This is a genomic window from Embleya sp. NPDC005971 (genome assembly GCF_040629175.1).
GTDB lineage: Bacteria > Actinomycetota > Actinomycetes > Streptomycetales > Streptomycetaceae > Embleya.
The window spans coordinates 326045-340210 of record NZ_JBEXUX010000001.1 but is presented as its reverse complement, the minus strand read 5'-3'; the positions used below and the strand labels follow the sequence as shown (position 1 = coordinate 340210).

The following is a 14166-nucleotide window of genomic DNA, read 5'->3' as shown; positions in this document are numbered from 1 at the left end:
CGTCGAAACGGACGCCGGAAAGCGGCCGATAGGTTCCCTATGGGCTCAGGAGCGAGCGCGAATCCCGCCGAGCAGCGCGTCCGCGATCTGGCCCGGCAGCTCCGGCTCCAGACTTGCGTTCTCCCGGACGAGCTTGCGTACCAGTATGGGCCCCGTGACCAGGTCCATCAGGACCTCCACCGGCAGGTCGGCCCGCAACTCGCCGGAATCGACGCCGCGCTGCAACAGCCCGCGCAAAATCGCCCGGCGCTTCTCCACGACCACCTCGTGATAGCGCCGGGACAACTCCGGATGCCTGCGCATCTCGCCCGTGACCATGCCCATCAGCCCGTCGCCGCGCTTGTCGATCGCCTGCAGGCGCATGTTCTCCAGCACCAGCACCAGGTCCTCGCGCAGCGACCGGCCCGTCAGCACCGCCGGCAGCGCCTCCGCGGCCTCGACCGCCGCGACGATCAGCGCCTCCTTCCCCGGCCAGCGGCGGTAGATGGTGGCCTTGCCCACCCCCGCCTCCTGGGCCACCGCCTCGACCGAGATGGCGGCGATGCTGCGGTGCTCGTCGAGCAGGCGAAGGGTGGCCTCCAAAATCGCCCGTTCGGCCTCCTCGCTGCGCGGCCGACCCCGGCGCGGCTTGTCCGCCGTACCGGGGTCGGCCATGGGGTCGACCAGGGGATCGGTCGTTGTTTCGGATGTCGCAGGCTGCATGTCAGACCTTCGCGGAGCGCTGTTCCTCGGCGGACGAATCGGCTCGGCCCGCCTCGGGGGCAGTCTGCCCGGCCGCGGGGCGCGGCATCCACAGGAACACCACGACCGCGCCGATCAGACCCACCACGGCGGATCCGATGGAGGCCGCGTGCATGGCCTCGATGAAACCGTCCTTGGCCGGATCCACGAGCGCCGCCCCCTTGTCGCCGAGTCGACCGGCCACCGAGAGGGTCGCCTCGACCGAGTCGCCGGCCGGGCCCTTGGGCACGTTCGGCGGCAGCTTGTCCAGGTCGCCGGAGATCCGGTCCCGATAGACCGAGGACAACACCGAGCCCAGGATCGCCACGCCGAGCGCGCCGCCGACCTGACGCACGGTGTTGCTGACCGCGGAACCGGCGCCGGCCTTCTCGCGCGGCAGCGAGGACATGATCGAGTTGGTGGCCGGCGGCATCACGTGCGCCATGCCGGCGCCCTGGAAGAAGAACACCACGCACAGGATCCAGATCGGCGAGGTGCGATCCATCCACAGGAAGGACAGGAAGCTCAGGCCGACCACGAGCATGCCGCCGGTGGTGACCGCGCGCACGCCGAACCGCTTGACCATTCCCGAACTGCGCGCCGAGAACATCAGCTGCGCGATCGCCAGCGGGAGCAGCAGCAGACCGGTCTGCAGCGGGGTGTAGCCGCGCACGCTCTGCAGGTAGAAGGCCATGAAGAAGGTCACGCCCATGAGCGCGAAGAAGACCAGGCCGATCGCACCGGCCGCGGCGGAGAAGGCCGGGTCGCGGAAGAACTTGACGTCCAGGGCCGGGTGGTCGCTGCGCTTTTCGAACCACACGAAGAAGCCGAGGATCAGCAGACCGAGCACGATGGTGCCGAGCACCTCCGCGCTCCCCCAACCCGCGTCGCCGCCGCGGATGATGCCGTAGACCAGCGAGACCAGACCCGCGATGGACAACACGACCCCGATCGGGTCGAGCCGGCCGGGCTTGGGATCGCGCGAGTCCGGCACCAGGAGCAACATCGCGACGATGCCGACCAGCACGATCGGGACGTTGATCAGGAAGACCGAGCCCCACCAGAAGTGGTCGAGCAGCACGCCGCCGGTGATCGGGCCGATCGCGATCGCCAGACCGACCGCGCCGGACCAGATGCCGATCGCCTTGGCGCGCTCCTGCGGCTCGAAGACGTTGCTGATGATGGACAGGGTGGCGGGCATCACGAACGCGCCGCCGAAGCCCATCACCGCGCGGGCGGCGATCAGCTGCTCGGGGCTTTGCGAGTACGCGGAGAGCAGCGAGGCCAGGCCGAAGACCACCATGCCGAACAGCAGGGTGCGCTTGCGACCGAAGCGGTCGCCCAGGATGCCCGCGGTGAACAACAGGCCGGCGAACACCAGGGTGTAGGAGTTGATCGCCCACTGGAGCTCGCTCTGGGTGGAGCCCAGGCCCTTGTCCGGGTCGGCGATCGTCTTGATCGCGACGTTGAGGATCGAGTTGTCGAGAACGACGACCAGCAGGCTGATCACCAGCACGCCGAGGATGGCCCAGCGGCGCCGATGTATGTGCTCGTCGACCGTACGGGTGGGGGGAACGTTCGCTGAAGTCACGGGTGAAGCTCGATTCGTCGTGCACGTATGACTTGTATGGGTTGCCTCACAGGCTAGGGGCACTTTACGAAACGAGACCGTCTCGTATTGCAAAGCCTCGGCAAATGTCGGACCCGGCGATCACGCGGAATCCGGCGCGGGACTCCCCTGTTGTCCTGTTACGGCGCGTGTCACCATGGCGTTGTCCGGGGACGCCGTCCGAGCGCCTCGAGTCGGGAGAACACCATGTCCAGCAACAACTCCGCACAGTCGATAGCCGCTTCGACCGAGGGTCCGGGACTGACCCTGTACGGCGGAGAGGGCACCGGGCGCCGGGTCACCGTGCGCGACCTCGCCCGTGCGAAGCAGGCCGGCGAGCGCTGGCCGATGCTGACCGCGTACGACGCGATGATCGCCTCGGTATTCGACGACGCGGGCATCCCGGTCCTCCTGGTCGGCGACTCGGCCGGCAACAACCACCTCGGCTACGAGAACACCGTGCCGGTCACGATGGACCAGTTGGTGATGCTCACCGCCGCGGTCGTGCGCGGCACCCGACGCGCGCTGGTGGTGGCCGACCTGCCGTTCGGCTCGTACCAGGAATCCCCCGAGCAGGCCCTGCGCAACGGCGTGCGGCTGCTCAAGGAGGCCGGCGCCGGCGCGGTCAAGCTGGAGGGTGGGCAACGTTCGGCCCGCCAGGTCGAGGCACTGGTGGCCGCGGGCGTGCCGGTGATGGCCCACCTCGGGCTCACCCCGCAGTCGGTGCACGCCTTCGGCGGCTACCGGGTGCAGGGCCGGGACGCGGAGAGCGCCGAGCAGTTGATCGCGGACGCCAAGACGATGCAGGCCGCGGGCGCGTTCGCGGTGGTCCTGGAGTGTGTGCCGGAGGAACTGGCCGCGCGCGTGACCGACCTGCTGGACATCCCCACCGTCGGCATCGGCGCGGGCGTGCGCTGTGACGCCCAGGTGCTGGTGTGGACCGACATGGCCGGCATGACCACCGGCCACACGGCCAAGTTCGTCAAGCAGTACGTCGACCTGCGCGCGACGCTCGGCGACGCGGCGAAGGCCTTCGCGGGCGAAGTGGTGGGCGGCGTCTACCCGGGCCCGGAACACACCTTCCACTGAGTGTCCCGGCGGGCCGTACGATCGAACTCCCGGTCGTACGGCCCTTCCGCGCATCTGGAGCAGTTCGTGACGCACCCCTACGGAGATTACGGTCGCCGCCCGGCGGCCGGCTCGCTGCGCCACGTGCGGCCGAGCCCGATCTTCCTCGCGATAGTCGCGGTCTGCGCCGCGTCGACCTGGTACACGTGGCACGACGACGGCACCTCGGAGGCGGCCACCCGGACCGGGGTCTTCCTGCTGGTGATGTCCGGCTGGTTGGTGTCGTTGTGCCTGCACGAATTCGCGCACGCGTTCGCCGCGTTGCGCTCGGGCGACCACAGCGTGGTGGGCAAGGGCTACCTGACCCTGGACCCGCTCAAGTACAGCGATCCGCTGTTGTCCTTCATCCTGCCGACGATCTTCGTGCTGCTCGGCGGCATCCCGCTCAGCGGCGGCGCGGTCTACCTGGATCGTTCGGCGATCCGGGGTCGGGCGCGCAACAGCCTGGTGTCGGCGGTCGGACCGCTGACCAACGCGGTGCTGGCGATCGTCCTCGCACTGCTGCTGTCCTCCGGCGCGGTGGACGGCGCGAGCCCGACCTTCACCGCCGCGTTCTCGTTCCTGATCCAGCTCCAGGTGATCGCGGCGGTGCTCAACCTGCTGCCGGTGCCCGGCCTGGACGGCTACGGGGTGATCGAGCCCTGGTTGCCGTACGACTTCCGCCGGGCGATCGCGCCGTACGCGCCCTACGCGATCCTGTTCCTGTTCGCGCTGTTGTGGTCGCCGTCGGTCAACGGCTGGTTCTACGACGTGATCGACCACGTCACCGACGCGCTGGACGTGTCGCCGTTCCTGGCGAGCGACGGCTACCGGTTGTTCCGCTTCTGGTCCTGACGGTCCGCGCGACCGTGCTCGTCCCGCACGCGCCGCCACATCCGGGTGAGCGGCCCCGGGCCGCGCGGGGGCCGACTCTCGTCCGGCGTCAGTCGATGCTCGGGGATCTCGTAGCGGTGCAGATAGCTGCCCACGAAGGTCTGTCCGGTGGCCGCGAGCGGGATCGCGATCAACGCGCCCACCGCGCCCAACAGCGCGGCGCCGCCGATCACCGCGCCGAACGCGAGCGCCGGGTGGATCTCCACCGTGCGGGCGGTGATCCGCGGATGCAGCAGGTAGTTCTCGAACTGCTGGTAGGCGGTCGCGAACAACACCACCCACAGCGAGGTCAACGGGCTCACCGTCAACGCGATCAACGCGGGCAACACGATCGCGATATAGGTGCCCACGGTCGGCACGAACTGCGAGATCAGCCCGACCCACAACGCCAGCGGGACCGCGTACGGCACCTCGAGCACCAGGAAGGCGATGTAGTGCGCGAACGCCGAGATCAGCGCGAGCGCGGCACGCGAATACAGATATCCGCCGGTCTTGTCGATCGCGATCTCCCACCCGCGCAGCACCTCGGCCTGCCGCTCCGGCGGCAGCAGCGAGCACACCGCGCGGCGCATCCGCGGGCCCTCGGCGGTGAAGTAGAAGGTGAACAGCGCGATGGTGAACATCTCGAACAAACCGGCCACGATCTTCGCGGACAGGCCGAGCGCGTTGTTCGCCACCCGCTCGGCGTAGCCCTGGACGGTGCCGGAGTCCTTGAAGATGTCGCCCTGGATCTTCTCCACCGTCAGGTCGGTGCCGAACGTGCGATTCACCCAGGCGACCAGGTCGTCGAGGTAGTCGGGCAGATTCCGGGCGAACGCCACCACCTGGTCCACCAGCAGCGAGCCCACCACCGCCAGGAACCCGGCGCAGGCCAGGAAGACCACCACGAAGGCGATGGCGGTGGCCACGCCGCGGCGCATCCCGCGCCGGGCCAACCGGTCCACGGCCGGCTCGAAGGCCAGGGCGAGGAAGAACGCCAGCAACAGGTCGATCAGCAGCGAGCGCAGGTGTGCCAGCGTCCAGCCGAGCAGCCGAAAGCCCGCGATCATCGCCAGGATCATGAACACGGCCCGCGGCAACCACGACGGCATGCGATCGCGCGAGGTGAGCCGCGTCGCAGGTGTGTCGGGTGGGGTCACATGGGCTCCCTGTACTCTCCCGCACCACTGTGTCGCGATGCATGTCGAATGACAGGAAGAGCCTAGAGCGTCACGCTATGTCCGCTTGGGTGCGCCGCCGCGTGTGCCCGAGCCGCCCGCGCCCGGGCCGGCCGGATCAGGCCCGCTTGGTCGTCGGCAGGTCCATCGAGACACACACGCCGCGCCAGACGTCCTTGGCCTCGATGCCCGCGGCCAACGCCTCGTGCACGGTCCGGCCACCCAGCTCGGACATCACGTGGTCGCGGGCGAAGGACTCGGCGTACGAGTCGCCGAAGTGGGCGCGCATGCGTCGCCAGAAGTCGGTGAGTCCCATGCGACCAGTATCCCGGTAGCGGCGACGTGCGCGGTCGCCCCGCCCGGCGCCCGAATGTCCCCGACGCGAATGTCCGAGCCACCCGGCACCATGGGGAGTTATGCCACATGACGACCCCGCTTCGGTCCTGGCCGGCTTCTCCCCCGCCACCCGGGAATGGTTCACCGGTGCCTTCCACGCGCCGACCCGGGCCCAGGAGGGCGCCTGGCGCGCCATCGCCGAGGGCAAGGACGCGCTCGTGGTCGCGCCGACCGGGTCCGGCAAGACGCTCGCGGCGTTCCTGTCCGCGCTGGACCGGCTCGCCGCCGAACCGGTGCCGGCCGATCCGCGCCGGCGCTGTCGGGTGTTGTACATCTCGCCGCTCAAGGCGCTCGCGGTCGACGTCGAGCGCAACCTGCGCAGCCCGCTCACCGGCATCCGGCAGGCGTCCGTGCGGCTGGGCCTGCCCGAGCCCGAGGTCACCGTGGGCGTGCGCTCCGGCGACACCCCGGCGGCCGATCGACGTCGCTTCGCCACGAAGCCGCCGGACATCCTGATCACCACCCCCGAGTCGCTGTTCCTGATCCTCACCTCGCAGGCCCGCGAGGCGCTGCGCGGGGTGGACACGGTGATCGTGGACGAGGTGCACGCGGTCGCCGGCACCAAGCGCGGCGCGCACCTGGCGCTGACCCTGGAGCGGCTGGACGAACTCCTCGATCGCCCGGCGCGCCGGATCGGCCTGTCCGCGACCGTGCGCCCGGTCGAGGAGGTGGCCCGCTGGATGCGTTCGACCGGCGACGTGCACGTGGTCCAGCCGCCGGCCACCAAGACGTTCGAGCTCTCGGTCGTGGTCCCGGTCGAGGACATGGGCGAGCTCGGCGCCGGCAGCGGCGACTTCGACGAGGCCGGCAACGAGCGCAGGACCTCGGTGTGGCCGCACGTCGAGGAACGCATCGTCGACCTGATCCAGGCCCACCGCTCGACCATCGTGTTCGCCAATTCACGCCGCCTGGCCGAGCGGTTGTGCGGCCGGCTGAACGAGATCGCCTACGAGCGGGCCACCGGCGAGGAACTGCCGAAGGACTCGTCGCCGGCCGAGCTGATGGCCCAGGCGGGCAGCAGTCGGGGCGCCCCCGCGCTGCTCGCGCGCGCCCACCACGGCTCGGTGTCCAAGGAGCAGCGGGCCCAGGTGGAAGAAGACCTCAAGGCCGGTCGCCTGCCCGCCGTGGTGGCCACCTCCAGCCTGGAGTTGGGCATCGACATGGGCGCGGTGGACCTGGTCGTCCAGGTCGAGTCGCCGCCCTCGGTGGCCTCGGGCCTCCAGCGGGTGGGCCGGGCCGGGCACCAGGTCGGGGCGATCTCGCGCGGGGTGATCTTCCCCAAGTTCCGCGGCGACCTGGTGCAGACCGCGGTGGTCACCGAGCGCATGCGCGAGGGGGCGATCGAGTCGGTGCGCGGGCCGCGCAACCCGCTGGACGTGCTGGCCCAGCAGATCGTCTCGATGGTGTCGATCGAGGACCGCGACGTGGACGCGCTGCTCGCGCTGATCCGCCGGGCCGCGCCGTTCGCCGCGCTGCCCGCGTCGGCCTACGAGGCGACCCTGGACATGCTCGCCGGCCGCTACCCCTCGGACGCGTTCGCCGAACTGCGCCCGCGCATCGTGTGGGACCGGGTCGGCGGCGTGCTCTCCGCCCGCCCCGGCGCCCAGCGGCTCGCGGTCACCTCCGGCGGCACCATCCCCGACCGCGGCCTGTTCGGCGTGTTCCTGGTCGCCGGCGACGCGAAGTCGCGGGTCGGCGAGCTGGACGAGGAGATGGTCTACGAGTCGCGCGTGGGCGACGTGTTCACGCTGGGCACCTCGTCGTGGCGGATCGAGGACATCACCCACGACAAGGTGCTGGTCTCGCCCGCCCCCGGAGTGCCGGGCAAGCTGCCGTTCTGGCACGGCGACGCGCTGGGGCGGCCGGTGGAACTGGGCCGCGCGCTCGGCGCCTTCGTGCGCGAGGTGGGCGCGTTGCCGGCCGAGCGGGCCCGCGAGCGGGTGGCCGCCGCGGGCCTGGACCCGTGGGCGGTGGACAACCTGCTCGGCTACCTGGGCGAGCAGCGCGAGGCGTGCGGCCACATCCCGGACGACCGCACGATCGTGGTCGAGCGCTTCCGCGACGAACTGGGCGACTGGCGGGTCGTGGTGCACTCGCCGTTCGGCGCCCAGGTGCACGCGCCGTGGGCGCTGGCCATCTCGGCCCGACTGCGCGAGCGCACCGGGCTCGACGTGCAGACCATGCACGGTGACGACGGGATCGTGCTGCGGCTGCCGGACAGCGGGCTGCCCTTCGGTGACCAGTCCTTCGGGGAGTCCTCCGACGACCTCGCGGCGGGGGCGCTGCCACCGGACTTCGCGGTGTTCGAGGAGGCCGAGGTGGAACCCCTGGTGACCGCCGAGGTGGGTGGTTCGGCGCTGTTCGCGTCCCGCTTCCGCGAGTGCGCGGCCCGCGCGCTGCTGCTGCCGCGCCGGATGCCGGGCCGCCGTACCCCGCTGTGGCAACAGCGCCGGCGCTCGGCCCAACTGCTCGCGGTGGCCAGTGAGTACGGCTCGTTCCCGATCGTCCTGGAGACGATGCGCGAGTGCCTCCAGGACGTGTTCGACGTGCCCGGCCTGACCGGCCTGATGCGCGACATCGCCACCCGCGCGGTGCGCATCGTCGAGGTCACCACGACCGAGCCCTCGCCGTTCGCCCGCTCGCTGCTGTTCGGCTACGTCGCGCAGTTCATGTACGAGGGCGACTCGCCGCTCGCGGAACGTCGGGCGGCGGCGCTCGCGCTGGACTCGCGGCTGTTGGCCGAGCTGCTCGGCCAGGCCGAGTTGCGCGAACTGCTCGACCCGGAGGTGCTGGCCCGCACCGAGGCCGAGTTGCAGCGGCTCGCCGAGGACCGCCGGGTGCGGGACGCGGAGGGGGTCGCCGACCTGTTGCGGCTGCTCGGACCGCTGACCACGGCCGAGGTCGCGGCGCGCGGCACGGACGCGTTCGAGCTCGATTGGCTGACCGGCCTGGCGGACGCGCGTCGGGTGATCCGGGTGCGGATCGCGGGTGAGGAGCATTGGGCGGGCATCGAGGACGCCGGCCGGCTGCGCGACGCGCTGGGCACTCCGCTGCCGGTCGGCGTGCCCGAGGCGTTCACCGAGCCGGTCAAGGATCCGCTGGGCGATCTGCTGGCCCGCTACGCCCGCACGCACGGGCCGTTCCGGGCGGGCGATGCCGCCGCCCGCTTCGGCTTGGGGGTCGCGGTGACCACGGGCACGCTGGAGCGGCTGGCCGCGAGCGGGCAGGTGGTCTCCGGCGAGTTCCGCCCCGGCGGCTCCGGCCTGGAGTGGTGCGGTGCGGAAGTGTTGCGGATGTTGCGCCGGCGCTCGCTGGCGGCGCTGCGGCACGAGGTCGAGCCGGTGCCGCCGGTCGCGCTGGCCCGGTTCCTGACCGTGTGGCAGGGCGTGGGCGCGAGCGGGGTGCGCGGCCCGGACGGTCTGCTTCGGGTGGTCGAGCAACTCCAGGGGGCGAGCGTGCCGGCCTCCGCGCTGGAGAAGCTGGTGTTGCCCACGCGGGTGGTCGACTACCACCCCGCGATGCTGGACGAGCTGTGTGCGGCCGGCGAGGTGCTGTGGGCCGGACACGGCGCGCTGCCGGGCAAGGACGGTTGGCTCTCGCTCTATCTCGCGGACGCCGCGCCGTATCTGCTCCCGCCGCCGGTGCCGCTGGAGACGACGCCGCTGCACACCGCGATCCTGGCCGCGCTGGCCGGTGGCTACGCGCTGTTCTTCCGGCAGCTCGCCGAGCGGCTGGAACTGCCGACCCCGGCGTCGGAGGCGGCGATCGCCGAGGCGCTGTGGGACCTGGTGTGGTCCGGGCAGGTCACCGGCGACACGCTCACCCCGCTGCGCGCGCTGCTCGGCTCGGGACGCACGTCCGGCTCGACCGCGCACCGGGCCCGGCGGGCGACCCCGCGCGGGCGGTACGCGGGCCTGAGTCGAGGGCGGCCGGTGGCGGCCGTTCGCGGTGGGCCACCGACGGTGGCCGGCCGCTGGTCGCTGGCCCCGGTGGTCGAGCCCGACCCCACCCGGCGGGCGCACGCGTTGGCCGAGACGCTCCTGGACCGGCACGGCGTGGTCACCCGCGGCGCGGTGGTCGCCGAGGGCAGCCCGGGCGGCTTCGCCGCGGCCTACAAGGTGCTGAGCGTGTTCGAGGACGGCGGTCGGGTCCGCCGGGGCTACTTCGTGGAGGGTCTGGGCGCCGCCCAGTTCGCCGCCGACGGCGCGGTGGACCGGCTGCGCGCGTTGCAGGGCGCGAGCGAGCGCCGTGAGCCGCACGAGTTGCCCGGCGCGGTGGTGCTGGCCGCCGCCGACCCGGCCAACCCGTACGGCGCCGCGCTGGCCTGGCCGGACCGGCCCGGGGAGAGCGCGGGCGGGCACCGGCCGGGCCGCAAGGCCGGTGCGCTGGTGATCCTGCTCGACGGCGAGCCGATCCTGTACATCGAGCGCGGCGGACGCACGTTGTTGTCCTGGACCGACGACCCGGACCGGGTGGGCCCGGCGGCCGAGGCGCTGGCCGCCGCGGTGCGCGCCGGCGCGCTGGGCAAACTGACGGTGGAGAAGGCGGACGGCGCCGAGGTGCTGACCTCCTCGCTGGGCAAGGCGCTGGAGGCGGCCGGGTTCCACGCCACCCCCAGGGGGCTGCGCCTGCGAGGGTGACACCGTTTCGTTACACGAGCGCCCGGTCCGCGAAACACCCCGGTCATGTACATCGAGCAGGATCGTGGTCACGGAAGGCGACGCCGGGAGGGATCCCGACGGAGTCGACCGGCACCATCCGCCCGTGGCGACCCTGCACGCGTCACGGTCGGACGTACTCGGATCCGGCGTCGCGGGCGTGTTCCTGGCCGCGCGCTCGCGACGTCGGTTTCCGGGCCGCCACACCTGCGGCGCCGCGACCCCCGGGGTTCGGCCGCACCGACGGGTCCGGGGGGACTCGGAGGGCCGGCCCCGGGCTCGGCCCCGTCTCCCGGGGACGACGACACCCGGGACAATGGTGGAATGCCCGAAGGCGACAGCGTGTATCAGGCGGCGCGGCGGCTGCGTGCGGCCCTGGTGGACCGCCCGCTGACCGTGACCGACTTCCGGGTGCCCCGGCTGGCGACCGTGGATCTGACCGGGCGTTCGGTACTGGCGGTGGTCCCGCGCGGCAAACACCTGCTGACCCGGATCGAGGGCGACCTCACGCTGCACACCCACCTGCGGATGGACGGCACCTGGGAGATCCAGCCCACCGGCCCGCGCCCGCTCCCGCGTCCCTGGCACGCGATCCGGCTGGTGCTGGCCAACGCGGCGCAGACCGTGGTCGGGATGCGGATGCCCGTGGTCGAGTTGGTGCGCACCGCCGAGGAGTCGACCGTGGTCGGCCACCTGGGGCCGGATCCGCTCGGCCCGGACTGGGATCCGGACGAGGCCGCCCGCCGGCTGGCCGCCCGGCCGGGCCGGCCGATCGGTGACGCGCTCCTGGACCAGCGCAACCTGGCCGGCCTCGGCAATGTGTACCGGGTGGAGTTGTGCTTCCTGCGCGGCGTCGCCCCCTGGACCCCGGTGGCCGCGGCGGGCGATCCGCACGCGTGGGCGACCCTGGCGCATCGTGCGCTGAACGCCAACCGCGACCGGGTCGGGCACGTCACCACGGGCGACACCCGGCCGGGTCGCCGGCACTGGGTCTACGGGCGCGGCGGTCGCCCGTGCGCGCGCTGCGGCGGTTCGATCCGGCGCGCCGACCTGGGGGATCCGCCGCGGGTGACGTACTGGTGCCCGCGCTGCCAGCCGTCACCCGATGGAGGTACACCCGGTGACCGATACCCGGGCGGTTCGTCGTACAGGGCATGACCGCGTCCCGGATCGTGCCCGCCCTGGTGTTGCCCATCCTGCTGTCGGCCTCGGTCGGTTGTACCCGAGTGGCCGCGCCGGACCCGACGCCGCGCCCGCCGGCACCGGTGGCGGCTCCGGCCCCACCGGTCGCACCCGCCCCCGCCGCCGCCGCGCTCCCGGCGGAGCCCGCGCCGGCGATCACCGAGATGGCGGGCGGCTCGACCGAAGCCGAAGCCAACGCCGAAACCGACGCCGAGGACGGGACCGGGACGCCCGCGGCCGACCCCGCCGCGGACCCGGATCCGCCGCGCACCACCCGCCCGCGCCCCCGGGCCGAATCCGGCGCGGCCCGCCCGCCCCGCTCCGGCGGGACCGGATCCCAGCGGGGGTCGAATCCGGTGCGGACCGACCCGTGTGACGCCCTCGCGGCGAACGGGATCTTCCCCTTCGGCGGCGCCACACACCGCTGGTGCCATCGAAAGGAGGGCCTGCGGTGACACCGATCTCCTTGCCGCGCACCTTTATTGACTGTTCGTCAGATGGCTCGTACGGTCGGCGCGCTGTGCACGCCTAGCGCCGGGAGGCCAACCGTGTTTCGTGAAGCCCTCGATCTGACCGGCCGAGTCGCCGTCGTCACCGGCGCGGCATCCGGCATCGGCCGCTCCAGCGCCGAGGTGCTGGCCGACCTGGGCGCGACCGTGGTCTGCGCGGACATCCACGAAGCGGGGGCCCGGGAGACCGCGAAGGCGATCGTGGCCGCCGGCGGCGCCGCGACCGCCGCGGGCGTCGACACCTCCAAGGCGGCCCAGGTGGACGCGCTGATCAACGACGCGGTCACCGCGCACGGCCGGCTCGACGTGCTCGCCAACATCGCCGGGGTGATGCATTCGAGCACGGTGATCGAGACCGAGGAGGCCGACCTCGACCGGGTCCTGGCGATCAACTTCAAGGGCGTCTTCTTCGGCTGCCGGGCCGCCGCGCGCGTGATGTCCGCGCAGGGCTTCGGCAGCATCGTCAACATGGCCTCCGGCGCCGTGGACACCGCGACCTCGGGCCTGCTGTGCTACGGCGCGGCCAAGGCCGCGGTGGTGCAGTTGACCAAGACCCTGGCCACCGAGGTCGGCCCCAGCGGCGTGCGGGTCAACGCGGTCGCGCCGGGCTGGATCGTCACCGGGATGACCGGCCGGCACTGGACCGACGCGGACGGCAACGAGGATCTGGAGCGCAAGGCCGCCGTGGCCGCGCCGATGGCCCGGATGACCCCGCTGCGCGCCGTCGGCGAGCCCACCGACATCTCCTACGCGGTCGCCTACCTCGCCTCGGACGCCGCCAAGTTCGTCACCGGCCAGATCCTGCGTCCCAACGGCGGCGTCGCGATGCCCTGGTAGCCCACCCACGCCGAAGCCCCGCCTCCGAGACGGGAGACGGGGCTCGGGCGAACCGGCAGACCGGGTATCGGCTCAGCTCTGGTTCTCGGCCTGGAACATCCAGCTCATCTTCTCCAGGTCCGCGGCGATGGTGATGAACAGGTCCTGGCTGACCGGGTCCGGTTCCTCGGTGGCCGCGATCCGCTCGCGCATGCGCTCGATCACGGCGCCGTAGACGCCGACGAAGTAGCCGACCACGTCGCCGTCCTTGATCCAGCCGGATTCCGGCTGCGGGACGCCGCTGCCCGCCGTGATGGTCGCGGCCCGGCCGTCGGGGTTGTACCCGATCGCCGAAGCACGTTCGGCGACGGTGTCCGCGAAGGTACGCGCCGAGGCGACCACCTCGTCCAACTGCAGGTGGATCGAGCGGAAGCGTGGGCCGACCACATTCCAGTGGGTCTGCTTGGCGACCAACGAGAGATCTATCAGGTCGACGAGGGCGCCCTGCAGCGCCTCGCCGGTGATCTTGCGCGCCTCGTCGGACAGGGGGCTCTTGACGACGACCATGGTGCTACGACTCCTCGGGATCCGTGTCGATCGGTTGCCGGGTCGGGGAACCCGGTCCACCTGGCACCGGATGCCCCGAATCGGCCGATCGATGCTCCCGAGTGGGAAAGAGCACACCCTCGGTCGTCGTCCTCAGGCCGCCACCACCACGCTCACCGCGGTGTCGGCGGAGATCGGGCCCGTGCCCGACGACCGGTCGTTGTTCTGACGTTCGGCGGCGGCGCGCTCGTTCGGCGTGAAACCGGCACCGACCGGCTCCAGGACCGGTCGCATCGCCTCGGCCGAGGCCAGCTCGGCGAGGGCCAGCTCGTCGCTGACCTCCCGCATGAGCACGGACATGCGCACGTCCAGCGCGTCGCAGATCGCGGCGAGCAGTTCGGACGAGGCTTCCTTCTGGCCGCGCTCGACCTCGGACAGGTAGCCAAGGGATACCCGGGCTGAGGACGAAACCTCGCGCAGGGTGCGACCCTGACGCTGGCGCTGGCGCCGCAGCACGTCACCCAGCAGGCGACGGAGCAGGATCATCGGTCGCTCCCTCCTAGGGCGGCTCG

At 72.2% G+C, this 14166-nt stretch carries 12 protein-coding genes; 6 read left to right on the top strand and 6 right to left on the bottom strand.

Annotated elements, in window-relative coordinates:
* Positions 1-45: 45 nt before the first annotated feature.
* Both ABZ374_RS01425 and ABZ374_RS01420 read right to left on the bottom strand, forming a co-directional pair.
* Positions 46-654, bottom strand: a complete 609-nt coding sequence (locus tag ABZ374_RS01425; protein ID WP_360304851.1) for a TetR/AcrR family transcriptional regulator — start codon at positions 652-654, stop codon at positions 46-48.
* A 49-nt stretch (positions 655-703) separates the two neighbouring features.
* On the bottom strand, positions 704-2311 hold the full coding sequence (locus ABZ374_RS01420) for an MFS transporter (RefSeq protein ID WP_360304849.1): 1608 nt from the start codon (positions 2309-2311) through the stop codon (positions 704-706).
* A 225-nt stretch (positions 2312-2536) separates the two neighbouring features.
* Between ABZ374_RS01420 and panB the strand changes: the two genes are divergently transcribed.
* The gene (gene panB, locus ABZ374_RS01415; RefSeq protein WP_360304848.1) at positions 2537-3418 is read left to right on the top strand and encodes a 3-methyl-2-oxobutanoate hydroxymethyltransferase; all 882 of its coding nucleotides are present in this window, start codon (positions 2537-2539) and stop codon (positions 3416-3418) included.
* A 66-nt stretch (positions 3419-3484) separates the two neighbouring features.
* Positions 3485-4291, top strand: a complete 807-nt coding sequence (locus ABZ374_RS01410) for a site-2 protease family protein (RefSeq protein WP_360304846.1) — start codon at positions 3485-3487, stop codon at positions 4289-4291.
* Here ABZ374_RS01410 and ABZ374_RS01405 read toward each other — a convergent pair.
* Together ABZ374_RS01405 and ABZ374_RS01400 are read right to left on the bottom strand one after the other, a co-directional pair.
* Complete coding sequence (locus tag ABZ374_RS01405) at positions 4264-5469, bottom strand: AI-2E family transporter (protein ID WP_360304844.1); 1206 nt, start codon at positions 5467-5469, stop codon at positions 4264-4266. The two genes, ABZ374_RS01410 and ABZ374_RS01405, sit on opposite strands and share 28 nt — an antisense overlap.
* A 136-nt stretch (positions 5470-5605) precedes the next feature.
* Positions 5606-5803 carry a DUF3046 domain-containing protein gene (locus ABZ374_RS01400; RefSeq protein WP_360304842.1) on the bottom strand — a complete coding sequence of 66 codons (198 nt, stop codon included), beginning with the start codon at positions 5801-5803 and terminating at the stop codon, positions 5606-5608.
* 100 nt (positions 5804-5903) lie between these two features.
* Here ABZ374_RS01400 and ABZ374_RS01395 point away from each other — a divergent pair, with 100 nt between their 5' ends.
* From ABZ374_RS01395 to ABZ374_RS01380, 4 genes are all read left to right on the top strand, one after another.
* Positions 5904-10523, top strand: a complete 4620-nt coding sequence (locus ABZ374_RS01395) for an ATP-dependent helicase (protein ID WP_360304840.1) — start codon at positions 5904-5906, stop codon at positions 10521-10523.
* Positions 10524-10865: 342 nt separating this feature from the next.
* Complete coding sequence (locus ABZ374_RS01390; protein WP_360304838.1) at positions 10866-11699, top strand: DNA-formamidopyrimidine glycosylase family protein; 834 nt, start codon at positions 10866-10868, stop codon at positions 11697-11699.
* Complete coding sequence (locus ABZ374_RS01385) at positions 11696-12178, top strand: hypothetical protein (RefSeq protein ID WP_360304836.1); 483 nt, start codon at positions 11696-11698, stop codon at positions 12176-12178. Before ABZ374_RS01390 ends, ABZ374_RS01385 begins: the two co-directional genes overlap by 4 nt.
* Before the next feature lie 93 nt (positions 12179-12271).
* Positions 12272-13069, top strand: a complete 798-nt coding sequence (locus ABZ374_RS01380) for an SDR family NAD(P)-dependent oxidoreductase (protein WP_360304834.1) — start codon at positions 12272-12274, stop codon at positions 13067-13069.
* Between the two features lie 72 nt (positions 13070-13141).
* Here the strand turns inward: ABZ374_RS01380 and ABZ374_RS01375 are convergent, their stop codons facing one another.
* Both ABZ374_RS01375 and ABZ374_RS01370 read right to left on the bottom strand, forming a co-directional pair.
* On the bottom strand, positions 13142-13615 hold the full coding sequence (locus ABZ374_RS01375) for a DNA starvation/stationary phase protection protein (protein ID WP_360304832.1): 474 nt from the start codon (positions 13613-13615) through the stop codon (positions 13142-13144).
* Positions 13616-13747: 132 nt separating this feature from the next.
* Positions 13748-14140, bottom strand: a complete 393-nt coding sequence (locus ABZ374_RS01370) for a helix-turn-helix transcriptional regulator (RefSeq protein WP_360304830.1) — start codon at positions 14138-14140, stop codon at positions 13748-13750.
* Between the last annotated feature and the right edge of the window lie 26 nt (positions 14141-14166).